This is a genomic window from Haloferax sp. Atlit-12N (genome assembly GCF_003383095.1).
In the GTDB taxonomy this organism is placed as follows: Archaea; Halobacteriota; Halobacteria; order Halobacteriales; family Haloferacaceae; genus Haloferax.
This window is the reverse complement of sequence record NZ_PSYW01000001.1, coordinates 1,379,490-1,402,818: the sequence shown is the minus strand read 5'-3', so window position 1 is coordinate 1,402,818 and position 23,329 is coordinate 1,379,490. Positions and strand designations below refer to the sequence as shown.

The 23,329-nt window shown below is 67.0% G+C and carries 27 protein-coding genes; 9 read left to right on the top strand and 18 right to left on the bottom strand.

What is annotated here, in order from left to right; all coding sequences use genetic code 11:
* The first annotated feature begins 437 nt into the window (after nucleotides 1-437).
* A complete protein-coding gene (locus C5B90_RS07490; RefSeq protein ID WP_115880295.1) occupies nucleotides 438-725 on the top strand; it encodes a rubredoxin-like domain-containing protein in 288 nt (95 codons plus the stop codon).
* A 70-nt stretch (nucleotides 726-795) separates the two neighbouring features.
* Complete coding sequence (locus C5B90_RS07485) at nucleotides 796-1,692, top strand: ketopantoate reductase family protein (RefSeq protein WP_115880293.1); 897 nt, start codon at nucleotides 796-798, stop codon at nucleotides 1,690-1,692.
* A 23-nt stretch (nucleotides 1,693-1,715) separates the two neighbouring features.
* On the opposite strand, the gene C5B90_RS07480 is transcribed toward C5B90_RS07485, so the two are convergent.
* From C5B90_RS07480 to C5B90_RS07470, 3 genes are all read right to left on the bottom strand, one after another.
* The gene (locus C5B90_RS07480) at nucleotides 1,716-3,257 is read right to left on the bottom strand and encodes a sulfatase (RefSeq protein WP_115880291.1); all 1,542 of its coding nucleotides are present in this window, start codon (nucleotides 3,255-3,257) and stop codon (nucleotides 1,716-1,718) included.
* A gap of 78 nt (nucleotides 3,258-3,335) precedes the next feature.
* Nucleotides 3,336-3,713: a NifU family protein gene (locus C5B90_RS07475; protein WP_115880289.1), complete on the bottom strand. Its 378-nt coding sequence runs from the start codon at nucleotides 3,711-3,713 to the stop codon at nucleotides 3,336-3,338.
* Between the two features lie 44 nt (nucleotides 3,714-3,757).
* Complete coding sequence (locus C5B90_RS07470; RefSeq protein WP_058568757.1) at nucleotides 3,758-4,075, bottom strand: DUF5783 family protein; 318 nt, start codon at nucleotides 4,073-4,075, stop codon at nucleotides 3,758-3,760.
* A 182-nt stretch (nucleotides 4,076-4,257) separates the two neighbouring features.
* On the opposite strand from C5B90_RS07470, the gene C5B90_RS07465 reads away from it, so the two are divergent.
* Complete coding sequence (locus C5B90_RS07465; RefSeq protein ID WP_115880287.1) at nucleotides 4,258-4,734, top strand: DoxX family protein; 477 nt, start codon at nucleotides 4,258-4,260, stop codon at nucleotides 4,732-4,734.
* A 177-nt stretch (nucleotides 4,735-4,911) separates the two neighbouring features.
* Here C5B90_RS07465 and C5B90_RS07460 read toward each other — a convergent pair whose 3' ends face one another.
* Nucleotides 4,912-5,133, bottom strand: coding sequence for a hypothetical protein (locus C5B90_RS07460; protein ID WP_004065778.1), 222 nt, complete (start codon nucleotides 5,131-5,133; stop codon nucleotides 4,912-4,914).
* Between the two features lie 405 nt (nucleotides 5,134-5,538).
* Here C5B90_RS07460 and C5B90_RS07455 point away from each other — a divergent pair, with 405 nt between their 5' ends.
* Together C5B90_RS07455 and ppk2 are read left to right on the top strand one after the other, a co-directional pair.
* Complete coding sequence (locus C5B90_RS07455; RefSeq protein WP_199517446.1) at nucleotides 5,539-6,297, top strand: TrkA family potassium uptake protein; 759 nt, start codon at nucleotides 5,539-5,541, stop codon at nucleotides 6,295-6,297.
* Between the two features lie 60 nt (nucleotides 6,298-6,357).
* Nucleotides 6,358-7,188 carry a polyphosphate kinase 2 gene (gene ppk2 / locus C5B90_RS07450; protein WP_115880285.1) on the top strand — a complete coding sequence of 277 codons (831 nt, stop codon included), beginning with the start codon at nucleotides 6,358-6,360 and terminating at the stop codon, nucleotides 7,186-7,188.
* On the opposite strand, the gene C5B90_RS07445 is transcribed toward ppk2, so the two are convergent.
* From C5B90_RS07445 to hemC, 5 genes are all read right to left on the bottom strand, one after another.
* Entirely contained in the window at nucleotides 7,185-8,660 is a 1,476-nt protein-coding gene (locus C5B90_RS07445) for a DHH family phosphoesterase (RefSeq protein ID WP_115880283.1), read from the bottom strand. The genes ppk2 and C5B90_RS07445 overlap by 4 nt on opposite strands.
* Nucleotides 8,661-8,796: 136 nt before the next feature.
* Nucleotides 8,797-9,990 (bottom strand): MFS transporter, encoded by a 1,194-nt coding sequence (locus C5B90_RS07440; RefSeq protein WP_115880281.1) that lies wholly within the window; start codon nucleotides 9,988-9,990, stop codon nucleotides 8,797-8,799.
* Between the two features lies 1 nt (nucleotide 9,991).
* On the bottom strand, nucleotides 9,992-10,735 hold the full coding sequence (locus C5B90_RS07435) for a uroporphyrinogen-III synthase (protein WP_115880279.1): 744 nt from the start codon (nucleotides 10,733-10,735) through the stop codon (nucleotides 9,992-9,994).
* Nucleotides 10,732-11,622 (bottom strand): uroporphyrinogen-III C-methyltransferase, encoded by an 891-nt coding sequence (cobA, locus tag C5B90_RS07430; RefSeq protein ID WP_115880277.1) that lies wholly within the window; start codon nucleotides 11,620-11,622, stop codon nucleotides 10,732-10,734. Before cobA ends, C5B90_RS07435 begins: the two co-directional genes overlap by 4 nt.
* 1 nt (nucleotide 11,623) lies before the next feature.
* Entirely contained in the window at nucleotides 11,624-12,697 is a 1,074-nt protein-coding gene (gene hemC, locus C5B90_RS07425; RefSeq protein ID WP_199517466.1) for a hydroxymethylbilane synthase, read from the bottom strand.
* A 124-nt stretch (nucleotides 12,698-12,821) separates the two neighbouring features.
* Here hemC and C5B90_RS07420 point away from each other — a divergent pair, with 124 nt between their 5' ends.
* Together C5B90_RS07420 and C5B90_RS07415 are read left to right on the top strand one after the other, a co-directional pair.
* A complete protein-coding gene (locus C5B90_RS07420) occupies nucleotides 12,822-13,211 on the top strand; it encodes a hypothetical protein (RefSeq protein WP_115880273.1) in 390 nt (129 codons plus the stop codon).
* A gap of 111 nt (nucleotides 13,212-13,322) precedes the next feature.
* Nucleotides 13,323-13,502 (top strand): chitin synthase, encoded by a 180-nt coding sequence (locus tag C5B90_RS07415; protein ID WP_233511915.1) that lies wholly within the window; start codon nucleotides 13,323-13,325, stop codon nucleotides 13,500-13,502.
* Nucleotides 13,503-13,538: 36 nt separating this feature from the next.
* Here the strand turns inward: C5B90_RS07415 and C5B90_RS07410 are convergent, their stop codons facing one another.
* The 7 genes from C5B90_RS07410 to hemB form a co-directional block, all read right to left on the bottom strand.
* Complete coding sequence (locus C5B90_RS07410; protein ID WP_115880269.1) at nucleotides 13,539-14,876, bottom strand: glutamate-1-semialdehyde 2,1-aminomutase; 1,338 nt, start codon at nucleotides 14,874-14,876, stop codon at nucleotides 13,539-13,541.
* Nucleotides 14,877-14,993: 117 nt separating this feature from the next.
* Nucleotides 14,994-15,698, bottom strand: a complete 705-nt coding sequence (locus C5B90_RS07405) for a type II CAAX prenyl endopeptidase Rce1 family protein (protein WP_115880266.1) — start codon at nucleotides 15,696-15,698, stop codon at nucleotides 14,994-14,996.
* 180 nt (nucleotides 15,699-15,878) lie between these two features.
* Nucleotides 15,879-16,250: a P-II family nitrogen regulator gene (locus C5B90_RS07400; protein WP_004973960.1), complete on the bottom strand. Its 372-nt coding sequence runs from the start codon at nucleotides 16,248-16,250 to the stop codon at nucleotides 15,879-15,881.
* 3 nt (nucleotides 16,251-16,253) lie between these two features.
* Nucleotides 16,254-17,624, bottom strand: a complete 1,371-nt coding sequence (locus C5B90_RS07395; RefSeq protein ID WP_115880264.1) for an ammonium transporter — start codon at nucleotides 17,622-17,624, stop codon at nucleotides 16,254-16,256.
* A 379-nt stretch (nucleotides 17,625-18,003) separates the two neighbouring features.
* A complete protein-coding gene (locus C5B90_RS07390; protein WP_004973958.1) occupies nucleotides 18,004-18,363 on the bottom strand; it encodes a P-II family nitrogen regulator in 360 nt (119 codons plus the stop codon).
* Complete coding sequence (locus C5B90_RS07385; protein WP_115880262.1) at nucleotides 18,360-19,778, bottom strand: ammonium transporter; 1,419 nt, start codon at nucleotides 19,776-19,778, stop codon at nucleotides 18,360-18,362. The genes C5B90_RS07390 and C5B90_RS07385 overlap by 4 nt, the downstream gene beginning before the upstream one ends.
* Nucleotides 19,779-20,122: 344 nt before the next feature.
* Nucleotides 20,123-21,106 carry a porphobilinogen synthase gene (gene hemB / locus C5B90_RS07380; protein ID WP_115880260.1) on the bottom strand — a complete coding sequence of 328 codons (984 nt, stop codon included), beginning with the start codon at nucleotides 21,104-21,106 and terminating at the stop codon, nucleotides 20,123-20,125.
* 103 nt (nucleotides 21,107-21,209) lie between these two features.
* On the opposite strand from hemB, the gene C5B90_RS07375 reads away from it, so the two are divergent.
* Nucleotides 21,210-21,722, top strand: a complete 513-nt coding sequence (locus tag C5B90_RS07375) for a DedA family protein (protein WP_115880258.1) — start codon at nucleotides 21,210-21,212, stop codon at nucleotides 21,720-21,722.
* 78 nt (nucleotides 21,723-21,800) lie between these two features.
* Here the strand turns inward: C5B90_RS07375 and C5B90_RS20785 are convergent, their stop codons facing one another.
* The gene (locus C5B90_RS20785) at nucleotides 21,801-21,965 is read right to left on the bottom strand and encodes a DUF6757 family protein (RefSeq protein WP_004045157.1); all 165 of its coding nucleotides are present in this window, start codon (nucleotides 21,963-21,965) and stop codon (nucleotides 21,801-21,803) included.
* Nucleotides 21,966-22,040: 75 nt separating this feature from the next.
* Complete coding sequence (locus tag C5B90_RS07370; RefSeq protein ID WP_115880256.1) at nucleotides 22,041-22,835, bottom strand: PHP domain-containing protein; 795 nt, start codon at nucleotides 22,833-22,835, stop codon at nucleotides 22,041-22,043.
* 132 nt (nucleotides 22,836-22,967) lie between these two features.
* On the opposite strand from C5B90_RS07370, the gene C5B90_RS07365 reads away from it, so the two are divergent.
* The gene (locus C5B90_RS07365) at nucleotides 22,968-23,252 is read left to right on the top strand and encodes a hypothetical protein (protein WP_058827939.1); all 285 of its coding nucleotides are present in this window, start codon (nucleotides 22,968-22,970) and stop codon (nucleotides 23,250-23,252) included.
* Nucleotides 23,253-23,329: the final 77 nt, after the last annotated feature.

Genomic DNA, 23,329 nt, shown 5'->3' with positions numbered 1-23,329 from the left:
AGACTCGGAAAAAGTGGAGAACGAACAGTCGGGCATCGCGGACTTCATGTAGTCTAGGTCGGTTTTTTCCTCCAGGTTTTGCGAGTCGAGCGGTGTAGCCGCTCGCGAAACCTGGCCTTCGACCCGCACAATTGGTCTCTAATGAGCTATTCCTGTTAATCTCTCTCAGTATCGTACGTCACTCGCTGACTCTGCTCACTAGTGTCCCTTCTAGTGTTTCTCATGCGCGCGCGAGACCCCAAACTACCTCGTCTCCGTTACCGCCGACCCAGCACTCGTAGCGAGGATACTGAGCCACGAGCGGCATAGATTCAATTCTATATCGCGGTATCTGGTTTATTATTTATACTCGCCCCGTGAGTGGCCGAACCTTCTGCAAGCTCTCGTCACCGGTTCGGCCGTTCCTTTTTATCCGCTTGCGCGACGAATAGTCACATATGGCTGACGAGACACAGCCGACGGTGGGAATGACGGTGTACGCGGAGGACGGAACCAAACTCGGGAGCATCCGCGGTTTCGACGACGACGGCTTCTTCGTGACGACTCGCGACGGACTCGCCGGGATGTCCGTCGAACACGAGCGCGCCGGCCACGAGTTCGGCGAGGCCGAGTTGATGTGGCGGTGCAGCGACTGTGGCGAGATGGGTGACCTCGACGGGCTCCCCGACACGTGCCCGAACTGCGGTGCCGAGCGCGAGAAACTCTACTACTGGACCGAGGACTGAGAGACGTCCTCGATTCGACCGCCGCGCCGCGAAACTCGTTATTTTTGTCGTCCGCCGAGTACGGATAGCCATGCGAATTCTCGTCTTCGGCGCGGGCAGTCTGGGCACGCTCGTCGGCGGCCTCCTCGCGTCGGTCCACGACGTGACGCTCGTCGCCCGCGACCCGCACGCGGCGCGGGTGTCGGCGGCCGGGCTCGATATCGTCGGTGCCGAGTCGGCACACGTCTCACCGGCCGCGACGACGACCGAGACGGGCCACTCGGCGGACCTCGCACTCGTTACCGTCAAATCGTTCGACACCGCAGCGGCGGCCGACGCGCTCGCCGACTGCGACGTGGGCGCGGTGCTGTCGCTTCAAAATGGGCTCACCGAGGAGACGCTCGTTTCTCGCCTCGATGCGCCGGTTCTCGCGGGGACGGCGACCTACGGGGCGCGGCTCGTCGAACCGGGTCGCGTCGAGTGTACCGGCGTCGGTCGGGTCGTCTTGGGAGCGCTCGACGGCGGGCCTGATGCACTCGCGGAGCGCGTCGGCAAGGCGTTCCGAGACGCGGGGCTCAACACGCTCGTCGCCACCGACATGCCGAGGCGGCGCTGGGAGAAACTCGCGGTCAACGCCGGAATCAACGCGGTCACCGCGCTCTCACGGGTCGAAAACGGCGCGCTCGCGGGCGACGACGCCGGTGAACTCGCACACCGGGCGGCCCGCGAGACGGCCCGAGTCGCCCGATTAGAGCGCGTGTCGCTCCCGAATCGCGTCGCCCGCGAGGCGGTCGGCCGGGTGGTCGAAAAGACCGCCGCGAACCGCTCGTCGATGTTGCAGGACGTCGCGGCCGAAAAGCGGACCGAGGTCGACGCTATCAACGGCGCGGTGGTCGATATCGCCGCCGAACACGGCTTCGAGGTGCCGACGAACCGGACGCTCGCGGCGCTCCTTCGGGCGTGGGAGCGAGGAGCAGGGATACGCTAAGCGAGTAGCCCCGGCTTCGGTCGCTATTCGAGGTAGCCGAGGTCGCGCAGTCGGTCCTGTGTCTCGTCGTCCATCTGGTCTACGGAGTCGTCCGACACGTCGGTGTCGAGCGCGTCGGTCCACGCGCCGCCGATGGCGTCTTCGAACTCCGCGAGGGCGGCCTCCGTCTCGGCGACCGCCTCATCGTCTGAGTCGGCGACGTTCTCGGTCTCGTCGGGGTCGGCGTCGATGCGGTAGGCCTCGTCAGGGACGCGGTCGATTCGGACGTACTTGGCGTCGACCCGTCGCGCCGCCCGCATCCGGGAGTAGAACCGCGAGTCCTCGGGGAGTTCGATGCCGGCGCTCGCGGCCTTCTCCTCCAACTGCTTGAGTTCGACCACCGGACGAGAGTACTCGACGAAGGCGTACTCGCCGTTTCGGCGCTGACCGGGGTCGTCGTTCGCCGCGCGCGCGAACTCCCGGTAGTCGGCCGACAGGAGCGAGCGCGTGCGGTCGAGGGCGACCGCGTCGTCGCCGGGGCTCGCGGGCTCGCCGCCCTCGACGCCGAGCGAGTCGAGGACCGTGTGGTAGAGGTCGACCAGTTCGACCTGGTCGTCGCGGCGGTCCGCGCCGAGGTCGGGGTGTTTGACCATGAGTGGGACGTTGATGAGCGGGTCGTACAGGCAGAACTCGTGGCCGTAGAGGCCGTGTTCGCCGTGGAGTTCGCCGTGGTCGGCGCAGACGACGACCATGGTGTCGTCCCAGCGGCCGGTCTCTTTCAGGTGGTCGAACAGCCGGGTGAGTTGGTCGTCGATGTGGGCGATTTCGGCGTCGTAGAGCCCGCGGATGTCCTCCCACTCGTCGTCGCCAATCTCGTAGGCTCCGGCGTTGTACTCCTTGGAGTTCTGGCAGACCTCGGTCGAATCGACGCCGGGCGCGAAGCGCTCTTTGTACTCCTCGGGCGGGTGGTACGGCAGGTGCGCGTCCATGAGGTTGACGAACGCGAAGAACTCCTCGGAGTCGTCGACGAAGTCGATGGTCTGGTCGATAACCGCGGGTGTCTTCGAGTCCGCGCCCTCGCCGCCGGCGAGATACTCGTGGGCGGTGTTGCCGAGGCTGACGAGCTTATCCGCGAGCGTCCGGAGCGCGTCGCTGTCGTTCATCGTCTTCCACGCCTTCGCCAGCGGGCCAGACAGGAACTCGCCGGGCATGACCTCGAAGAAGTTGTCCTGCTCGGCGAAGCCGTCGGTCAGGTGCGTGTAGGGCGTTATCCACGCATTCGAGGAGTAACAGGCGGTGTCGTAGCCGGCCGCCGAGAGCGTCTCGGCGAGGGTCGTCGCGCCTTCGAGGTAGGGGTTCTCCTGGTCGGCCCCGTGTTGGCTCGGGTACATCCCGGTGAAAAGCGAGGCGTGGACCGGGAGCGTCCACGGCGCGGGCGCGACGGCCTGCTCGAAGACGGTCGCCTCGTCGGCGAATCGGTCGAGCCCCGGCGTCGTCGGGCGGTCGTAGCCGTACGGCGTGAGGTGGTCCTTCCGGACCGTGTCCATGACGACGAAGAGGACGTTCTCGGGCGACTCGGCAGTCATACCCGAGGGTGGGGAGTAGTCGCCGATAAAACTCCTGTTCTCGGTCGACGACGGGACGAAACCGTCCGAAACGCCGACTTAGAACGGGGCCTGCGGGCCCTGGTCGTCTTCGATGTCGGTCGTGTCGTCGCTGGTGTCGCCGGGGAACGACGGACTGCCGCCGCGGCTGTCGCCGCCCATCCCGTCGTCGCCGCCCATGCCGGTGTCGGCGTGGACTTCGTTGATCTCGGGAATCTCCTTGACCATGCGGGTCTTGATGGCCTGGATGGTCATCGGGGAGATACCGCACCCGGAGCAAGCGCCACCGAGGAGAACGGTGACCTCGCCGGTCTCGCGGTTGAGGTCGCGGATGGCCGCGCTGCCGCCGTGCATCTGGATCTGCGGGAAGTTCCGACGGAGGAAGTTCACGACACGCTCTTTGAGGTCGTCCTCGCCGTCCTGCGTCTCCGTGCTCATGCACGCGGCTTCGAGGTGAACGTGCTTAGGCCTTTGGTTCGGGGTTACGCCTCGACGCCGAAGACCCGCCGAAGCTCGCCTTCGATTTCGTCGACGTAGCGGTCGAGGACGGCGTCGAGCTCGTCATCGTCGATTTCGACCGCAGTCAGTCGTTCGGCGGGGTTCTCGGGGAGCTGTACGGAGAAGTCGCCGTCCTCGTAGAACGGCTCGGACTCGTTGAGAATCTGCTGGTCGACCCCGTGGATGAGCGACGAGTCGAACTCGTCGTTCATCGTCTCGAAGGCGTTCTTGTACGCGCGCTGGAGTTCGGGGAAGTAGTTGGCGTACTTATCCTCGAACTTCTCGGGGTCGAAGTCGGTCATACTCGGAGCTTTCGCGCTCTGAGCAAAAAATCGGACGATTGGTCGACGCGCTTCTGAGGCCGGTCACGTCGATGTTACCTGAGACTTTTCTGTCTGTTAGATAAATATGATAATGTATGGAATTAACATACAATCTAACGTACAAAACAATCCCCCGTGCAGACCTCGGTGTGTGGTAGTCGATGGATCGGAAATCTGCTGCCACGTCGGCGACCCGGTGGAGCCCGATATTTATCCGACTCGCGCTGGGTATCCCGATGGTCGTCTCCGGTTTCGGTAAGGTCCTCGCGGTCGGGCCGAAATCGATGGGAATCCCCGGCTTTTCGGGTTTCTTAGCGAGTCTCGGCGTCCCGCTGCCGACAGTCGCAGCGTGGGGCGTCGGCCTCCTCGAACTCGTCGGCGGACTGTTCTTGCTCATCGGTCTGCTCGTTCGCGTTGTCGGCGCTCTCGTCGCCGTCAACATGACCGTTGCGACGGTCCTCGTCCACCTCCCGAACGGCTACCCGGCTTCCAGCGGCGGCGTCGAACTGACCCTCTCGCTGGCGCTGGTCGCGGTCGCAGTCGCCCTGAGCGGACCGGGCTCGTTCTCGCTCGAACGCGCGCTGTTCGACGGCGAACTGCTCACAGACGGTGCGAACCCGGCGACACAGGCGGACTAAACCAAAGACGCACCCGATTTTTCTGGTACTCCCTGCCGACGTGGACGTTGACTCGGTTGGTCACGCTCGCCACCTCCGATTCTGTATAGCAACCACTGATTTATTGCAGACGCTCGGCAGAATCACGATTCTACGAGGAGAGCGACTCAGATACAGAAATTTGAGTGACGCGGGGCGTCACTCGATGAGCGGGCTGTCCACCCGCGCGGCGGAGAGTTCGCTCGCCGCGAAGATGGACGCAAGCTCGGTTATCAGTTCGTCGTACGACTCGTCGTCCTCGCGCAGCGCGTCGAGTCGCTCGACGGTTCGACGGTCCAGTTCGACCGTCTCTGTTTGTACCTCCGGTTCGTAACCGACCGGGTAGTCGTATTCGGCCTCGTTCGAGTTGGCAGTCGCCATCGTTCACCCCACTCCGGCATGCGTGCCGGTGCCATGACATACACAACCATCCGATATGAGGATTTCGCGGATTTCGACCCTGAACCGAACGCGAGCGCAGTCTACACTCGGACGTTCCCTCCCCCATCTCTGGCTACAATAAATCGTATTCTGCTATATCGAATTGTTCTCGAATCCGAATCAGGGAGTCATAGCCAGAATATTGGGTTGTTTAAGGACAAACGATTTTATACTCGGAAGGTTGTCGAACATTGGCAAGATGTTCGAATATACATTCAAACGCGAGTCAAATATCTCTGAATGTGGACAGACTAGCAACCGAGAATCGTCAGGCCACCCGGTTCGCCGCGATTGCGGGCCGCACGAGCCAGACCGGTCGCGCTCCCACGAGGTGTCCGCGCCCCCGTGACGTACGACCGCCGCATTCTCATCGACGCGCTGGCGCACAGACCGTTGCTCCGGCGGATGGTCCGGCCACTCGTCGCAGTCGCGGCGTTCGTCGTCGCCGGCGTCGGCGGGTTCAGCGCCCTCGCCGGCGCGTCCCTCGTCGACGCGGCGTTCTGGCTGCTCGACCCGACCAGCATCGAACTCCACTACCAGACACACGAGGGGCCGGCGACGCTCGTCAAGGCGTACGCCATCGTGATTCTCACCGGCCTCATCGGAACCGGACTGTGGGCCGGCGAGACGTTCGTCTCCGCGGCCTTCGGCGGACAGATACGCGAGGAACTCGACCAGATGAAACTCCAACGAGAGATAGCGGAACTCGAATCGCACGTAATCGTCTGCGGCTACGGAACTTTCGGGAAGACGGTGGCGGCGCGGCTCCGCGAGATGGGCCGCGACGTGGTCGTCGTCGAGAGCAAGGAGACGCAGTACCAGCGTGCGCTCGACGCGGACCTGCTCGCGGTCGAAGGCGACGCCCGCCGCGAGGACAGACTCACCGACGCGGGCGTCGAACGCGCCGTGACGGTCGTCGGCGCGATTGACGACTCCAAGGTGAACATCCAAATCGCCATCGCGGCGAGTCGGCTGTCCCCCGACGCCAAACTCGTCGTCCGCGCGGGCGACCAGATGGACGAGGCGCTCGCGCGCCGCGCCGGTGCCGACGAGGTAGTCGTCCCGGAAATCGTGAGCGGCGAGCAGGTCTGTTCGGAGCTCTGAGCCGCCGCGCCGACTCCGTCTTCCCGCCTGCTATTTGTTCACAGCGCACGCAGTTCGCCTATGCCCACTGACAAACCTCGCTACAACGACGAGGGCGTCCTGAAGAAGAAAGACTACAAACGCGAGTTGAACCGCCTCCAAGAGGAACTGGTGAAACTCCAGTACTGGATAAAAGAACACGACCTCCGGGTCTGCGTCGTTTTCGAGGGCCGCGACGCCGCGGGCAAAGGCGGCGTCATCAAGCGCATCACCCGCCGGCTCAACCCGCGGGTGGCGCGGGTCGTCGCACTCGGCAAGCCCACGGAGCGAGAGCGCGGTCAGTGGTACTTCCAGCGATACGTCGAACAGCTTCCGACGGAGGGCGAGATGGTGCTTTTCGACCGGAGTTGGTACAACCGCGCGGGCGTCGAGCGGGTGATGGGCTTCTGTACCGACGAGGAGTACGAGGAGTTCCTGCGGACCTGCCCCGAGTTCGAGCGGATGCTCGTGCGGTCGGGCATCATCCTCGTCAAATACTGGTTCTCCATCAGCGACGAGGAGCAGGAACGGCGGTTCCAGAAGCGAAACGAGGACCCGAAGCGCCGCTGGAAACTCAGCCCGATGGATCTCGAAGCGCGCTCTCGGTGGGCAGACTACTCCGAGGCCAAAGACCGGATGTTCGAACACACCGACGTCGAGGACGCGCCTTGGCACGTCGTCAACGCCGACGTGAAGCGCCACGCGCGACTCAACTGTATCTCGCACTTACTGGACCAAATCGACTACGAGGACCTGACGCCCGACCCTATCGAACTCCCGTCCCGACAGGACGACACCGGGTACGAGCGGCCGCCGATAGACAGCCAAAACTGGGTGCCGGCGAGGTTCGGTGAGAATCCGGTCGACGATTAGTCCGAGTCCTCAGCCAACTGCTCGCCGACGATGCGGTCGGCCTCGGCGATGAACGCCTCGACTTCGCCCTTCGGAATCGTCGCGCCCGCGGCCACGTCGTGGCCGCCACCGTCGCCGCCGACCGACCGCGACGCCTCACGCATGACTGCCGAGAGGTCCAGTCCGTCTCGGACCATCACGTACGACCCGCGCGAGGAGACCTTCACCTCGCCCTCTTCCGTGTCGGCGAACGCGAGGACGGGAATCCCGCTTCGGGTCGCGTTGGTGCCGACGGCCATTCCGGCGACGATGCCGACGATGGTCTCGCGTATTTCGTCGCCCGCGTCGAACCACTGGAGGTTGTCTTCGACGCGGACGCCGTGTTCCTTCACCCACTGGAGGCCGTTCGAGAGGTTCTTGCGGTGGTTCCGAAGGAGCCTGCGCGCCCGGTCGAGCGCCGCGTCGCGCTCGCCGAGACAGACCGCGAGGCCCACGTCGGCGCGGTCGTAGCGCGCGGTCGCGTTCAGGAGCGTCGAGAACTCGCTCACGTCGCGGAGTTCGGTCCCCTCCTGCTCCCGAGAGAGCACGTAGGTCGTCCCCACGAGGTCGTCGATGCGGGAGGCGGGCACGCCGCTGGCGATGGCGCGGCGAATCAGGGCGCTGGCGAGCGTCTGGCGCTCGTCGCCGGTCAGGTCGACCCACCGCTTCCACTCGCCGTCGTCGTCGCGGCAGGGAACGTCGAGTTCGGTCAGGAACTCGATGGCTCCGGCCTCGTTGTTCGAGATGCCGGGGATTCGAACGTCGGTCGCGTACTGGAGCAGTTTCGGGAGCGCGCGGGTCTGGCGGCCGTAGATTCGGAGGTCGGTGCCCTCCTCGACGACGCCGGCTTCGACGCCCTCGTCGACGATGCCCGCGTTGGCCCCGCGGAGTTCGCCGTTCGTGTCCTGCATGTCGCCGACAGCGCCGACGACGGCGAGCGCGGCGAGGTCGCGGTTGTCGCCAGCGTGAGACCCCGTCTCACGAGCGGACGGGCTGTGCCCGTCAGCGCTCTCGGGTTCGAGCGCCCGCGCGAGGACGTAGCTCGCACCCGCCCCAGAGAGTTCGCTCGCGCCGTTGAGACCGAACCGAAGTGGGTTGAGGTGGTGGTCGGTCTCGACGCCCTCGGCTGGCTGGTGGTGGTCGGCGATGACTGGGTGGAAGTCGCCCGCCGCCTCGTACTCGGCGATGATGTCGAGTTGGCCGCTTCCGAAGTCCGTGAACAGCACGGTGTCGTAGTCGGTCGCCGCGATGTCGGCCACGGCGGCCTCGTCGAGTTGGCGGCAGAACACCGTCTCGAAGGGGATACCGGCGCGTTCGAGCGCGGTCGAGGCGATGCCGGCGCTCGTCAACCCGTCGGCGTCGATGTGCGAGGCGAGGAGCACCCGGTCGGCGTCGCGGAGGCGGGCCGCGCAGGCCGCCGCGTGCTCTGTGAGTTCGGGGACGGGTCCGTCCATTGGTGTGGTACTCACGCCCTCTCCGGCATAAACGCTGGCAGTTCGGGCACGGAACCCCTTCGTTTCCACTCCAGTTCGACGGCAAACATACGCGCTCTTGCCGCGGCTTCGGCGATAAAGGCTCGTCTCCCGGCCCTCAGATTCGCCGTCTGACAACGAACAGGAGGACGGTCGCCAGCACCGTCGAACCGGCGACGAGCGCCCAACCGGCCCCGTAGCCCGTCGACTCCACGACGAAGCCGAAAAGCGGCGGGGCGACGAGGCCGCCGACGTTGAGCGCGGTCTGGCCGCCGGCGGTCGCCGCGCCGATGTCACCGTCGTCGACGACGCCGCTCAGACAGGAGTAGAAGACGCCGGTCGAGCCGTGGATGGTGAGGCCGAGCGCGACGAAGACGGCGATGGTGAGCGCGAACGAGCCGCCGGTTCCGACGAGGAGCGAAAAGAGCGCGACCGCGCCGGCCAGTTGGACGAGTGCGACGGTGGCCGCGCCGCGGGCCCCGCCGAGGCGGTCCGCGAGGCTCCCTGCGCCGATGCGTCCGACGCTTCCGGTCACCTGCGTCGCGGCGAGGACGCCCCCGGCAAGGGCGGGGCCGGTCCCGACCACGTCCTGCACGTAGAGGACGGTGTAGCCGAGCATCGAGAAGATGGACGCGCCGATGAACAGCCCGGCGGCGACGAGCGCGACGTAGGCGCGGTTGTCGCCGAGCCCGGCGAGTCGGGGGCGTTCGAGCCGGCCAGTCCCCGGATTTCCGCGGTAGCGCGTCGCGAAGACGAGCGCGTAGCCGGCGGCGAAGACGCCGATGACCCAGAAGCCGACCTGCCACGCGGCGACGACGGCGACGCCGGTGACGATGAGCGACGACGCTCCGCTGCCGACGGTGACGCCGACCTGTTTCAGCCCCATGGCGAGGTTCTTGCTCCCGGCGGGCGCGGCCGCGACGATGCCGCGGTTCGACGCCGGCATCGCGGTCGAGTAGGCCGCCCCGAGGAGCGCCACCGTCACCAACAACAGGAGGTACGACGGCGGCGCGAACGTGACGCCGACGAGCGCGACCGACAGCGCCAGCAGGCCGACGACCATGACGGGCTTTTCGCCGTAGCCGTCGACGGCCGCGCCGCTGGGGAAGAGAAACACCGTGTAGCCGAGCAGCCCGGCGGTCAGGAACAGTCCGACCAGCGACTCCGAGACCGAAAACGCGTCGCGGACGAAGCCGGTCGCCGCGAAGATGGCGTAGTAACAGAGGCTCGCGGCGGTCTGCCAGCCGGCGACCGAGCCGACGTCGCGCCACGAGCCGTCTCTCGTCTCGGCTTCCGCCTCGGCTCCCGTCACGTCACTCGTGGTACGTCGGCGCGGCGGTCTCGACCGCGGCGACCGCGAGCGCTTCGAACGTCGCCTCGTCGGGGACGACGGTCACGTCGATGCCGTGGGACGCCGCGGTGTCGCGGGTCGGCGGTCCGATTGCGCCGACGACGGCGTCGTTCAGGCCGGCGATGGCCTCCTCGCGGACACCGCGCTCCGCGGCGGCGTCGAGGAAGTGTTCGACCGTGAGCGACGAGGTAAAGAGGGCGGCTTCGAGGTCGCCGGCGGCGGCCAGTTCGACCGACTTTCCGGCACCCTCGGGGCGGACGAGTCGGTAGAGTACCGTCTCGTGAACGTCCGCGCCCGCGTCGCGCAGGCCGTCCGTGAGGACGGCGCTGCCGTGGTCGCTCCGGGCGACTTCGACCGTCGCGCCGTCCACGTCGGGCGCGAGGTGTTCGACCAGTCCGGCCGAGGTGTACTCGTCGGGGACGCGGTCGACTGTCCAACCCACTTCGCGGGCGGCGTCGGCGGTCGCGGGGCCGATACAGCACAGCACCGCGTCGCCGGGGTTCCAGCCGGCCTCGTCGAGGAGTTCGACGCCGGTCTTGCTCGTCAGGACGACGAACTCGCCGGTCTCGGGCGTCGCGCCGGTCGGCTCGATTGCGAGCATCGGGTCGGGGACCGGGGTCGCGCCGAGCGAGTCGAGGAGTTCGACGGCGCGCTCGATGCGGTCGTCGTCGGGGCGGAAGACGGCCGCGCGGACCTGCTGGCTCATTCGTCTCCTCCGGCACCTCCCGCGCTCGTGTCGGCTTCAGCGATGGCGTCCGCGCCGCCGCCCTGCAGGAACTGCTTGACGCGGTCGCGGGTCGCCGCGACCTCGCCGATGACGGTAATCGCGGGCGGTTCGATGTCGGCCTCGTCGCGCACGTCGACGATGGTGTCGAGCGTGCCGGTGGCGACGCGCATGTCGGGCCACGTCGCTCGCTCGATGAGGGCGACGGGCGTGTCGCCGTCCATCCCCGCCTCACGGAGTTCGGCGGTGTACAGCGGGAGTTTGCCGACGCCCATGAGGACGACGAGCGTCCCGCCGGTCGCGGCGAGCGCGTCCCAGTCGACCGCGGACTCGTCTTTCGTCGGGTCCTCGTGGCCGGTGACGAACGACACCGACGAGACGTGGTCGCGGTGGGTGACGGGGATGCCCGCCGCGCCGGCCCCGGCGACCGCCGAGGTGATGCCCGGCACGACTTCGAAGGGAATCCCGTTGTCGGCGAGGTGTTCCATCTCCTCGCCGCCGCGGCCGAAGACGAACGGGTCGCCACCCTTCAGGCGGACCACGTCCTTGCCCTCGCGGGCGAGTTCGACCAGTCGGTTGTTCGTGTACTCCTGTGGGGTCCACTCACCGCCGGCGCGCTTGCCCACGTCCTCGCGCTTCTCGGCCGGAATCATCCCGAGAATCTCCGGGCCGGGGAGCTTGTCGTGGAGCACCACGTCGGACTCGTCGATGAGGCGGGCGGCCTTCATCGTCAGCAGTTCCGGGTCGCCCGGGCCGCTGCCGACGAGGTGGACCGTGCCGACGCCGTCGCCGTCGGTCGCGTCGCCGTTCGACTGCGCGCCGGTCGACCGCTCGTCCGCCGTTTCGGATTCCGCGTCGTCGGCCGTCATCTCACTCCTCGGCCTCCTCGCGGGCGGCATCGACTAACTGGCCGGCACCGCGGTCGCGCAGGGCCGCCGCGAACTCGCGGGCGGCGTTGGCGTGGTTGCCGACGGGGAGGTCCCGAGAGGTCTTGATTGACTCCGAGCCGTCGGTCGCCAGCACCTGCACGTCGACGTGGACGTGTTCGCCCTGCAGGAGGGCGTGGACGCCGACCGGGGCGATACAGCCGCCGCCGAGTTCGGCGAGGATGGTCCGTTCGACGGTCGTCTCGACGCGGGTCCGCGGGTGGTCGAGTTTGTCGTGGATGAGGTCGATGACCTCCGAGTCCGCGGCGGTCACGGCGATGGCTCCCTGTCCGGGCGCGGGGACGAACGTCGTCCGCGGCAGGCGCTCGTAGTTCACCTTCTCGGTGAGGCCGCTGCGCTTGAGTCCCGCCTCGGCGAGGACGATGGCGTCGTACTCGGTTTCGACCTTCCGGCCGAGCGCCTGCCGTTCGAGTTCGGTGAGTCCCTCGAACCACTCGTCTGCGGTCTCGTCGAACGCCTCTTCGTGGTCGGTCTTTCCCTTCTTTTCTTGCCGCTCTTTGTCGTTTTCGACGCGGGCCTCGTGTTCGCGCTGGAGGTGCGTCGCCAGCAGTTTCTCGATGCGGGTGTCGACGTTGCCCCGGAGGGGCTCGACTTCGAGGTCCTCGCGGTAGTTCAGCAGTTGGGCCTGCCGGCGGAGCGACGACGTGCCGACGACGGCTCCCTCCGGTAGGTCGTCGATGTCGTGGCCCTCGGCCGTGACGAGCACGTCGCCCGCCGGCGCGCGCTCGGGAACACCCGCGACGACGAGGTCGGCGGGCTTCTCGGTCGGCATGTCTTTCATCGAGTGGACCGCGGCGTCGACCTCGCCGTCGAGGACGCGCTCGTCGAGCGCGCGGACGAACGCGCCGGTCTTGCCCAGTCGGTGGATGAGTTCGTCCTGAATCCGGTCGCCCGTGGTCTCGACTTCGACGAGTTCGACGTCGAGTCGGCGGCCCGCGAGCGCCCCCTGCACGCTCGCGGCCTGCGCGCGAGCGAGCGCCGACCCTCGCGTCGCCAAGCGAAGTGTTGTAGTCATACGCGTCAGTCCGGTCCCCGCGTTGAAAAGCCCTCCAGTTCGCTCCCGCGCGTCGGGTCGAACCCGAACGGAAGACCGATACAGTCCCCGCGCGACGACCCGGACGATGTCCGCCCTCGATTCGGTCGTCCGGCAGGTCGGCGACTTCGTCGTCGTCGCGCTCCTCCTGTTCGGCCTGACCTCGGTCGTCGCGCCCCTCGACCTGTTTCTCTCGTCGGTCGGCGTCGAACCGCCGTGGTTCGCCGGCCTCGTCGCGGCCGCGCTCATCGCGCTCGCGCTCCTCCTCGCGCGCCCCCTTCGCCTCCGTCTCGTCGCCCGCGTCTGGGGTATCGGCCTCGTCGTGACCGCCGTCTGGATTCCGCTGTTAGTCCTCCTCGAACTCCAAGGAAACCCAGTCGGTATCCTCGTCTCGTGGGCGGTCTGTCTCGGCGCCGGCGTCGCCCTGACCTACCCGCCGCTGTGGCGGGCGGCCGAGGCGCGACTGCGGGCCGAGTGAGTCGCGTTCGCGCCGGGTCGCAGTCGCGCGAGCGACCGTCGCTCGCACGGCCGAACCGCGTTCGTATCGCAGTGCCGAACAGTTATCCGCCTTCGCGGCGACGCCTCCGACGTGAACAGGCCCCTCCGTCTCGCGCTCACCTTCGGCGTCGCGTTCGTCGTCGCGCTCCCGCTCGGATTCATCTTCGCGCCGGACCCGACGGGGGTCGTCCCGCTTTTCCTCACCGTCGGACTGGCCGCCGTCCTCGGACTTCCGGCGTACCTCGGGCTCTCTCGGGCGATAGCGTCGTAAAAAAGTTTCTTCGGCGGGTCGCCGGTCGGGACGCGCCTACAGCGCTTGCTTGTACGCTTCCAGCGTCTCCTCGATATCCTCGTCGGTGTGGGCGTAGGAGACGAACTGCGATTCGAACTGGTTCGCCGTGAGGAACACACCTTGGTCTTTCATCTCCTGCCAGAAGACGCGCTCCCAGCGGTCGGTCTCCGCCTTCGACACGTCCGCGCCAGTCTTCGGGCAGGCGTCGTAGTTGGGACACGACTCGACCTGCGCACAGCCGTCGGCGCAGGCGTCGGCGCGCTCGGCCGTCCCGTGGCGCGTGAACACCGTCTTGAACATCGAGTCCGTGCCGACGACGGTGTACTCGGGGGCCTGGTCTTCGAGGATGTCCGTGATGCCCGACCGAAGCTTCTCGCCGAGGCGGTTGACGTGTCCGTACACGTCGTTTTCGGCGGCGTACTTCAGGTACTCGTGGCCCGCGGCCATCGTGACCGGGTGACCCGAGAAGGTGCCCGACTGGAACACGTCGCCGCCGGGGGTGAACTGCTCGACGAGTTCGGCCTTGCCGCCGACCGCGCCGACGGGGAAGCCGCCGCCGATAATCTTCCCGAACGTCGTGAGGTCGGGCGTGACGCCGAACTTGCCCTGCGCGCACTGGAGGCCGCCGACGCGGAAGCCGGTGATGACCTCGTCGAAGATGAGGAGCGCGCCGTGTTCTTCGGTCACGTCGCGGAGGGCTTCGAGGTAGCCGTCGACCGGGTGGACGATGCCCGTGTTCGCCAGAATCGGCTCGGTCAGTACCGCCGCGATGTCCTCGCCGTGTTCCTCGAACACCTCGCGGACCGTCTCCTCGTCGTTGAACGGGACGGGAATGGTGTGGTCGGCGAACGACGAGGGGATGCCGGGCGTCGAGGGCTTCGCGCCGCCGGGGCCGCCCTCGACGAGCGTGGACTCCTGTGCGCCGTGGTAGCCGCCCTGCATGACGACGATTTTGTCGCGGCCGGTGACGCCGCGGGCGAGGCGGACCGCCGAGACGGTCGCCTCCGTGCCGGAGTTGACGAACCGAAGCATCTCGACGGAGGGGACGTGTCGCGCGACGAACTCGGCGTGTTCGACCTCGATTTCGGTCGGCGCGCCGTACATCGGCCCGGCCGCGGCGTGCTTCTGGACCGCCGACTGGACGGGTTCGGGGGCGTCGTGGCCGTAGAGCAGCGGCCCGTAGCCCAGCACGTAGTCGACGTAGCGGTTCCCGTCGGCGTCGATGACGTGCGCGCCGTCGCCGCGCTCGACGAAGAACGGGTACGGTTGCGTCGCCCGGACGGAGGAGTTCACGCCGCCGGCGAGCACGGACAGCGCGCGGTCGTACAGCGCCCTTGACTCGTCGTGGTTCATGCGCGCCGGTTCGACCGCTCGCGGGAAAGACCTTACTGGGTCGGCCGCACCTGCCACCGGCGAACCAGTAGACGACACGGCCGGCGTGAACTGTCGGGCGTCGGGACTGCGGCGGACCTACCGCGCCGTCCCGTCCGCGGCGGCCTCAGCGCCGTCGTCGTCGGCCTTCTCCACCGACCCGGCCACGAGCAACCCGACCGCGTCGTTGAGCGCGTGGATGCAGGCGAGCGCGACCACGTCGCGCACGAGAAGGTACATGACCGTCGTCAGGAGCGCGGGGACGGCGATTCTGGCGACCGCGCCGCGCTCCCAGCCGACGGCGTGGCTCGCGGTGAACGCGGCGAACGAGACGCCGCCCGCGAGAAGCGGGCTTCCGGTGAGTTCGAGGAGTCGCTCGACGGCGTAGCCGTGGAACAGCACCTGCTCCGTGACGCCGGCGGTCCCGGCCACGAAGAGTCGGTGTCTGACCGACAGCGAGGCCAGTCCGGTCATTCCCTCGTCGAGACCCCCCACGCCGAGTCGGTCGAAGACGGGCGTCGTCACCGCGTTCGCGGCGAACAGGACGAAGACGCCGCCGCCGACCACCGCGACGAACGCGAGGGGGTCCAGCGAGCGGCCGGTCATCGAGGACAGCGGTCGCCCCTCGACGACGAGGACGTAGCCGCACAGGAGGGCGAAGACGGCCCACTTGTTCGCGTCGCTGACGAGGAGGTCGGCGCGGAGGTCGTCGGGTTCGGAGAGATACCGGTCGGCGAGCAGTCCGGCGACTGCCATTCCGAACAGCGCGACGGCGAGTCCGCCGAGGACCGCGACAGTCACCACGTGGAGCCACCGCTCATCGTCACGACGCTCGGTGCGGAGCGGAAAAACGGTTTCGCGTGGGTTCGGCTCTCGCCCCGCGAGGGGCCACCGGTACGTTCGACCGAACCGATATAACCTCGTCGCCGGTCGGAGCGACGGACGCGGAGACGGTACGAGAACCGCCGACAGAGAATGAGCGGCTCAGACCGCGTCGCGTCCGGTCTTGCCGGTACGGACTTGGACGGCGCTCTCGACGGGGAAGGTGAACACCTTCCCGTCGCCTTTCTCGCCCGTGTGGGCGGCGTCGGCGATGGCGTCGACCACGTCGTCGGCCGGGATGTCGGCGACGACGCATTCGACTTTGACCTTCTGGTGGAGGTCGACGGTGTACTCCTCGCCGCGCCACTGGCTCTTCTTCGCGGGCTGAGAGCCGCGGCCGGAGACGTTGGTGACGGTGAGCGACGGCGCGCCGATTTCGGCGAGCGCGGTTTTCACGTCCGAGAGCTTGTCGGGGCGGATGACGGCCATGACGAGTTTGATGTCGCCGTCGTTCGGAAGGTCGGAATCACTCATGAGTTAGTCCTCCCGGCCCGTCGTCATGAATCCATCCCCGCTCGGGACGCCGGAGCCGTCGGTGCGGATGCCGGTGTCGGCATCGGGCGACCCGAACTCGGGGTAGGTGTCGACGCCGTGCTCGGCGGTGTCGAGGCCCTCGCGCTCGTGGTCCGAAGAGACGCGGACCTGACCGATGGCCCGGAAGCCGCCGAAGACGACCGCGGTCGCGGCGAACGTCCAGATAGCGATGACGCCGACGCCGATGACCTGCGGGACGGCGAGCGAGACGAAGGACGCGCCGTCGTGCCACAGCGGGACGGCGAACACGGGGTAGAGGAGCGCGCCGAGGATGCCCGCGGAACCGTGAACGGGGAAGACCGCGCACACGTCGTCGATGTGGAGGCGCTTTTCGACGAACTCGAAGACGACCGGGAGCTGCGCGCCGGCGAGGAGGCCGACGACAAGCGCGCCCGGCCAGACGATGTCGTCCGCGATGGCGGTGACGCCGACGAGCCCGGCGAGGAGGCCGTTTGCGACGTAGAGCGTGTCGACCTTGCCGGTCTTGTACATGGCGACCCCGCCAGCGCCGATTGCGCCGGCGGCCATGCCGAGGGTCGTCACGAGGGCGACGCGGCCCACGAAGGCGAACGAGCCGAGCGTGACCGCGCCGTCGGCGTACGCGAGGGGCGCGGCGGCGGTGCCGACGTTGAAGCCGTACCAGCCGAACGCGAGGATGAGCGTGCCGAGGACGGCGAACGTGATGGAGTGACCGGGGATGACGTTCGCCGTGCCGTCGGGCTTGAAGCGGTTCATGCGCGGGCCGATAATCCACGCCGCGGTGAGACCGGCGATACCGCCCATGCCGTGGACGATCATGCCGCCCGCGAAGTCGTGGAAGCCGAGGGCGTCGAGGAAGCCACCGCCCCAGGTGAAGCCGACGACGACGGGGTAGATGACGCCCGCGATGAGGATGGTGTACGTGAGGTACGCGCGGAGCCGGGCGCGGCCCGCCACGGCACCGGAGACGATGGTGGCGGCGGTCATGGCGAAGACGGCGCCGAAGAGCCAGTCGACCCACGCCGTCGTCGCCGAGGCGTCGGGCGCGTAGAGGCTCATGAACGCCCCGGAAATCGTCGTCGCGGGGCCGCCGGTGAAGGCGGCGACGATTGACGACACGGCCGCGCCGAGTAGGAAGAACACGATGACGCCGATACTCCACGTCAGCAGGTTCTTGGTCAGTTGGTTGGCGACGTTCTTCGCGCGGACCTGCCCGGCTTCGAGCATGGCGAAGCCGGCGTGCATGAAGAAGATGAGGAACGTGACCGTGAGGACCCACACGAGGTTCACGGCCTCGACCACCGAAGCGAGGTCGGCCTGCAGGGGTGTCAACATACGATGCCTCCGACGAACAGTTCGTGCTGTGAAGTTGGACAGTCGTTCATATTGGTGCTCGATTCGCGACCGAATGTCTCGCGAACCATGAGAGATGCTATCTACAGACGTTCATATAACGGTTCGCGTTGACAAACGTCTACAAAAGGGCGTTCTGAGAGACGTATGTCCGATATAGGATGATGTATGTGTTGTATAAGGACGTAAGGCTAGCACTCAGTAAACAAATGTTGCCACGCAATCCTACGAATGTAGTGTAGGATTAGTAATAGGAATAGTTCGGGTCGTTCGTCAAACCCCAGTCGGGTGCGCACTCACGCGGGCCGCGGCGGGAGTGGCAAACAGAGACTTCGAGTCGGTTTCGGTCGTTAGTGCGCGCTCAGACTGCCGGGTTGCCCTCCTTACCGGTGCGGACTTGGACGGCGCTCTCGACGGGGAGGACGAACACCTTTCCGTCGCCTTTCTCGCCCGTGTGGGCGGACTCGGCGATGGCTTCGACCACGTCGTCGACGGGAATGTCGGCGACGACGCACTCGACTTTGACCTTCTGGTGGAGGTCGACGGTGTACTCCTCGCCGCGCCACTGACCTTTCTTCGCGGGTTGGGAGCCGCGGCCGGAGACGTTGGTGACGGTGAGCGACGGCGCGCCCGCCTCAGCGAGCGCGGTCTTCACGTCCGAGAGCTTGTCGGGGCGGATGATGGCCATCACCATCTTGATGCCCTGTTCTTCGTCGCTCATTGGCTGTCACCTCCGTTGGCTTCGACAGCTTCGTCTTCCGCGACGCCACCGTCGGTGCGCACGTTGCTGCCGCCGTCGGTCGCCGTGGGCGAGCCGAGCGCGCCGTCGGGACCCGCGTCGCCGACGAATTCGGGGTAGACCGAGACGCCGTGTTCGCCGACGTCAAGGCCTTCGACTTCCTCTTCTTCCGAGACGCGGAGGCCGAAGGCGGCGTCCGCGATGGCGAAGACGACCGCCGAGGCGAGGATGGTCCACGCGGCGATGACGACCACGCCGATGACCTGCATCACGAGTTGCGTGCCGGAGAAGCCGCTAACTGCGAAGACCGGGATGAGTGCCGTGCCGACCGCGCCCGCGACGCCGTGGACGGCGAAGACGCCACACACGTCGTCGATTTTGAGCGAGTCGACAGTCCAGCGGTACGCCGGCAGGACGATTGCGCCGCCGAGCGCGCCGAGGATGAGGCCGCCCCACCACGTGACGTGGGGGACGGCGCCGGTGACTGCGACGAGACCGGCGAGCAGGCCGTTCGCCATCCAGAGGGGGTCAGGCTTGCCCTGGTAGCTCGTCGAGACGATCATCGCGGCGACCGCGCCGGCGCCCATGCCGAGGGTCGTCACGAGAGCGACGCGACCGAGCGCGGCACCCATGAACTCCAGACCGCCGCTTTCGGTGGTCGCGAGGACCGTCGCCTGCGTACCGACGTTGAAGCCGTACCAGCCGAACGCGAGGATGAGCGTGCCGAGGACGGCGAGCAGCATCGAGTGGCCCGGGATGGGCTGGCTGTCGCCGTTGGCGTCGAAGCGGCCCTTACGCGGGCCGACCATCTTCGCGCCGACGAGGCCGGCGATGCCGCCGCACATGTGGACGACGGTCGCACCGGCGAAGTCGAGGTAGCCGACACCGAGTGCCGCACCGATGTAACCGCTCCCCGAGAGGAGGCCACCGGACCACGTCATGCCCTGCACGACGGGGTAGATGAACCCCGTGATGGTGGCCGCGAAGACGATGTACGCGCGGAAGTCCATGCGTTCTGCGACCGCGCCGGAGACGATGGTGGCGGCGGTCATGGCGAAGACGGCTCCGAAGAGCCAGTCAATCCACGCGCCGGAGTCGCCGATGTACGAGAACGCGGCGGCGACGTCGAAGCCGCCGGGCGACGTGAGGCCGCCGACGATTGTCGCGACCCCCGCGCCGACGAGGAAGTAGACGAGCACGCCGAGCGCCCAGTCGGTCATGTTCTTCATCAGTACGTTGCCCACGTTCTTCGCGCGTACCTGCCCTGCCTCTAAGAGCGCGAAGCCCGGCTGCATGAAGAAGATGAGGAACGAGACGACGAGGATCCAGACGTAGTTGACCCCCTGCGCGATAACGCTCGGGTCGACCTGTAGTGGAATCACGACTGCCCACCCCATGCGGTCACGAGTGACCGTTCAGCTACTTTTGCTCCGTATCCGTGTGGATTCTGGTGCTTCATCACGGTTCGGCTTCATGGTGAGTTAGTACATAAAGTGTGGGGTTGATTTTGTCAAATTTAGTGGGGCGTAATACCACAACTGCACAAAATAGGCTAGAATATTACGCATATAAGGTTGTATATCGTCCAAGGATTTTGAGATTCTCAGACGTTCTGTGGACGAACGTTCAGGAAAATGTTGCCTGACAAGTGTGTTTTGGCCGTGCGCACCGCGGTATCGTGTCACGTAGTTCGGCGTTCGAACTGACGGGTTCGGGGCGTTCGACTCGCCCGGTCGTCACCTCAGTCGAGCTGCTCCGCCACGCGCTCCGCGAAGTACGTGATGATGAGGTCCGCACCCGCCCGCTTCATCGACAACAGCGACTCGCGGGCGACCTCGTCGAGGTCGAGCCAGCCCTTCTCGGCGGCGGCGTGGAGCATCGCGTACTCGCCGGAGACGTTGTAGGCGGCGACCGGGTGGTCGTACCCCTCGCGGATGGCGCGGATGATGTCGAGATACGGCAGGCCCGGTTTGACCATCAGCACGTCCGCGCCCTGTTCCACGTCGAGCGCGACCTCGCGTAGCGCCTCGCGGGCGTTCGCCGGGTCCATCTGGTAGTGCCGCCGGTCGCCGAAGGCGGGTGCGCCGTCGGCCGCGTCGCGGAAGGGACCGTAGAAGGCGCTCTCGTACTTCGCGGCGTAGGACATGATGGGAACCTCGTCGCGGCCGGCGTCGTCAAGGGCGGCGCGAATCGCGCCAACCATCCCGTCCATCGAGGCCGAGGGGGCGACCATGTCCGCGCCCGCCTCGGCGTGAGAGACGGCCGTCTCCGCGAGCAGGTCGAGGGTCGGCTCGTTTTCGACCGTCAGGGTCGGGTCGTCCTCGGCGTGGTCCTCCAGCACTCCGCAGTGACCGTGGTCGGTGTACTCGCACAGACACACGTCCGTGATGACGTAGGCGTCCGTCTCGGTGGTGATGGCGCGGACGGCCTCCTGTACGACTCCGTCTCGCGCGTACGCGAGAGTGCCTTCGGAGTCTTTCGACTCGGGGATGCCGAAGACGATGACGGCCTCGACGCCCGCCTCGCGGACCTCGGCGACGCGGTCGGCGGCCTCAGCGACCGGCACGCGCTCATGACCCGGCATGGACTCGATGGGGACGCGTTCCTCGGTCGTCGCGTCCACGAAGACTGGCGCGACGAGGTCCGTCGCGTCGAGGGTCGTCTCCGAGACGAGCGGGCGAATCCCGTCGGTTCGAAGCCTGCGGGGACGGTCGGTGAACTCCATACGCGGAGTTCGGTTGGCGGCGGCAAAATGCCGTCGCTCCCGTCGCTTCGCGCCGCGTTATCCAAACCATAATGAACACGATGCCGCTCAAAGCACACAGGACATGAGCGCCTTCACCGCCCAACTCCCCGCGTTCCTCCGGGACCTTCTCGCGTCGGACCTCGCTCTCGTCGCCCTCTTTTTCGTGTTCGTGCTGGAGGGCGCGATGCTCCTCTACGTCGCGCCGAGCGAACTACTCGTGCCCGGGGCGCTGGTGCTGGTCGGCGAGCGGCTGCTGCTTCCGATTCTCGGCGTCGCCGTCCTCGGCGCGACGGTCGGTCAGGTCGCGCTGTTCTTCGTCGCCAAGCGGGGCGGTCGCGAGTACCTCCTCTCGCGGTCGTGGTTTCGCGTCAGCGAGGACTCCCTCGACCGGTTCGACGGCTGGTTCGACCGTTGGGGGCCGGTCGTCGTCCCGCTGAGTAACGCGATGCTGTTCACGCGCGGGATGCTCACCGTCCCGGCCGGCCTCTCGGGTATGTCGGCGAAGCGGTTCGTCGCCCTCTCGGCGGCCGGAACCATCGTGTTCGAGAGTGTGCTCGCGGCGCTATACGTGTTCGGCGGCCAGGTGCTCGCGTGACCGACTGCTCCGTCGCGGAGAACGCTCGGCGTCGCGGGGTAGGAAGGCGTTAGTGGAGGGACACCTGCTGACCGGCCGCTACTTTGTTCGATTAATGTCGAGTTTTTCCTTCAGGGCGGCGAGTTCCTCGGATTCGGCGAGTTCCTCGACCCGCTTGCGGAAGTGTCGCTCGCAGAGACCGACCTTAATGTGGTCCTTCTCTGCGGCGTATGCGGCCTCACGGTCGCAGTAGTGACACTGCATACCCCCCCTTCAGTTCCGATAGGATTTAACTCTACGCCCCACGGCACATTCGGAGTTATTCACGGACTAACACGGTTAGAGACCGTCTACCGCCGCGGCGAACCGAGCGAAGTCGGCCGCCGGCGGCCCGGCGCGGCCGAGCGTCTCGTCGTGGGCGTCGCTCCCGCCCGTGGCGAGCAGGTCGTAGCGTTCGATGGCCTCGTCAACGAGGTCGCGGTCGACCGCGAAGCCGTAGGGGTAGTAGCGTTCGACGGCGTCGAGGTCGGCACAGAGGTCGAGCGCGCCGGCGGGGTCGCGGTAGCGAAACGGGTGCGCGAGGCCGACCACGTCGCAGGCGTCTCGCAGGGCCGCAACGCCGTCGTCGAACGTCGGGAGTTCGCGCGCGACGTAGCAGGGGCCGTCCGCGCCGATGAGTTCGTCGAACGCCCCTTGGTAGTCGTAGGGTGCGTCGCTGGCGTCGACGGCGCGGGCGACGTGCGGGCGACCGACGCCGTCGTGGATGTCGATGTCGAGGTCGGCCCCGGTCTCCGCTTCGACCGCCGCGACGATTTCGCGGGCGCGCTCCACGCGGTTCCGCTGGAGGCGTTCGACCGTCTCGACGAGGGCGGGCCGCTCTCTGAGACCGTAGCCGAGGAGGTCGACCCGGCGGTCGCCCGCGTCGACGCGCAGTTCGATGCCCCGGACGATGGTCACGCCGTCGCGTTCGACTACCGGGGCGTCGAGGTCCGGGTGGTAGCGGTCGTGATCCGTCACGGCCACCACGTCGACCCCGCCCGCGCGGGCCGCGTCGGGGAGCGCATCGATAGTGAGCCGGCCGTCCGAGGCGGTCGTGTGGAGATGGAGGTCCGCGACCGGCGGGCTGTCGTCCATGCCACGTGGTCGGGGCGAGGGGGAGACAAACGTTGCGCCCAGTATATCATTAAGGACGATTAAGGACTACAAAGGCACTAAACAAATACATGGAAAATCATTAAGAATAGTGACGACACAGCTGTGGGTGTAATGCGCCTGAACGGACTCGGCGACGCCATCGATCGCCACGAATACCCGATTAGCTCGACCGACTTCGCCCAACGATACGGCGACGAAGTAATCGAGCTCCAGAACGGTCAGGAGACTGTCGCACAGATCCTGGCCCGTCTCGGCGACGAGACGTACACGTGCCCGCAGGACGTGCGGGACGCCCTCTTCACCGGCGTCGGCCACGAGGCAATTGGTCGTCGATACTACAGCGACCGCGACCCGTCCCCGCTCGGTGAGAACGGCCCCGAGATGGTCTCGTTCTGAGGCCGGCTCTCGTCTCGTCTCGATTTTTTCCTTTCTGACTGCGACCCGCGAGCCACCGGCTCAGGGTCGGATTCGGC

Excerpts from the sequence above, each read along its gene's own strand:
- C5B90_RS07490 (WP_115880295.1), top strand. The coding sequence starts at position 438 with ATGGCTGACGAGACACAGCCGACGGTGGGAATGACGGTGTACGCGGAG.
- C5B90_RS07485 (WP_115880293.1), top strand. The coding sequence starts at position 796 with ATGCGAATTCTCGTCTTCGGCGCGGGCAGTCTGGGCACGCTCGTCGGC.
- C5B90_RS07480 (WP_115880291.1), bottom strand. The coding sequence starts at position 3,257 with ATGACTGCCGAGTCGCCCGAGAACGTCCTCTTCGTCGTCATGGACACG.
- C5B90_RS07475 (WP_115880289.1), bottom strand. The coding sequence starts at position 3,713 with ATGAGCACGGAGACGCAGGACGGCGAGGACGACCTCAAAGAGCGTGTC.
- C5B90_RS07470 (WP_058568757.1), bottom strand. The coding sequence starts at position 4,075 with ATGACCGACTTCGACCCCGAGAAGTTCGAGGATAAGTACGCCAACTAC.
- C5B90_RS07465 (WP_115880287.1), top strand. The coding sequence starts at position 4,258 with ATGGATCGGAAATCTGCTGCCACGTCGGCGACCCGGTGGAGCCCGATA.
- C5B90_RS07460 (WP_004065778.1), bottom strand. The coding sequence starts at position 5,133 with ATGGCGACTGCCAACTCGAACGAGGCCGAATACGACTACCCGGTCGGT.
- ppk2 (WP_115880285.1), top strand. The coding sequence starts at position 6,358 with ATGCCCACTGACAAACCTCGCTACAACGACGAGGGCGTCCTGAAGAAG.
- C5B90_RS07445 (WP_115880283.1), bottom strand. The coding sequence starts at position 8,660 with ATGGACGGACCCGTCCCCGAACTCACAGAGCACGCGGCGGCCTGCGCG.
- C5B90_RS07435 (WP_115880279.1), bottom strand. The coding sequence starts at position 10,735 with ATGAGCCAGCAGGTCCGCGCGGCCGTCTTCCGCCCCGACGACGACCGC.
- cobA (WP_115880277.1), bottom strand. The coding sequence starts at position 11,622 with ATGACGGCCGACGACGCGGAATCCGAAACGGCGGACGAGCGGTCGACC.
- C5B90_RS07420 (WP_115880273.1), top strand. The coding sequence starts at position 12,822 with ATGTCCGCCCTCGATTCGGTCGTCCGGCAGGTCGGCGACTTCGTCGTC.
- C5B90_RS07410 (WP_115880269.1), bottom strand. The coding sequence starts at position 14,876 with ATGAACCACGACGAGTCAAGGGCGCTGTACGACCGCGCGCTGTCCGTG.
- C5B90_RS07400 (WP_004973960.1), bottom strand. The coding sequence starts at position 16,250 with ATGAGTGATTCCGACCTTCCGAACGACGGCGACATCAAACTCGTCATG.
- C5B90_RS07395 (WP_115880264.1), bottom strand. The coding sequence starts at position 17,624 with ATGTTGACACCCCTGCAGGCCGACCTCGCTTCGGTGGTCGAGGCCGTG.
- C5B90_RS07390 (WP_004973958.1), bottom strand. The coding sequence starts at position 18,363 with ATGAGCGACGAAGAACAGGGCATCAAGATGGTGATGGCCATCATCCGC.
- C5B90_RS07385 (WP_115880262.1), bottom strand. The coding sequence starts at position 19,778 with ATGGGGTGGGCAGTCGTGATTCCACTACAGGTCGACCCGAGCGTTATC.
- hemB (WP_115880260.1), bottom strand. The coding sequence starts at position 21,106 with ATGGAGTTCACCGACCGTCCCCGCAGGCTTCGAACCGACGGGATTCGC.
- C5B90_RS07375 (WP_115880258.1), top strand. The coding sequence starts at position 21,210 with ATGAGCGCCTTCACCGCCCAACTCCCCGCGTTCCTCCGGGACCTTCTC.
- C5B90_RS20785 (WP_004045157.1), bottom strand. The coding sequence starts at position 21,965 with ATGCAGTGTCACTACTGCGACCGTGAGGCCGCATACGCCGCAGAGAAG.
- C5B90_RS07370 (WP_115880256.1), bottom strand. The coding sequence starts at position 22,835 with ATGGACGACAGCCCGCCGGTCGCGGACCTCCATCTCCACACGACCGCC.
- C5B90_RS07365 (WP_058827939.1), top strand. The coding sequence starts at position 22,968 with ATGCGCCTGAACGGACTCGGCGACGCCATCGATCGCCACGAATACCCG.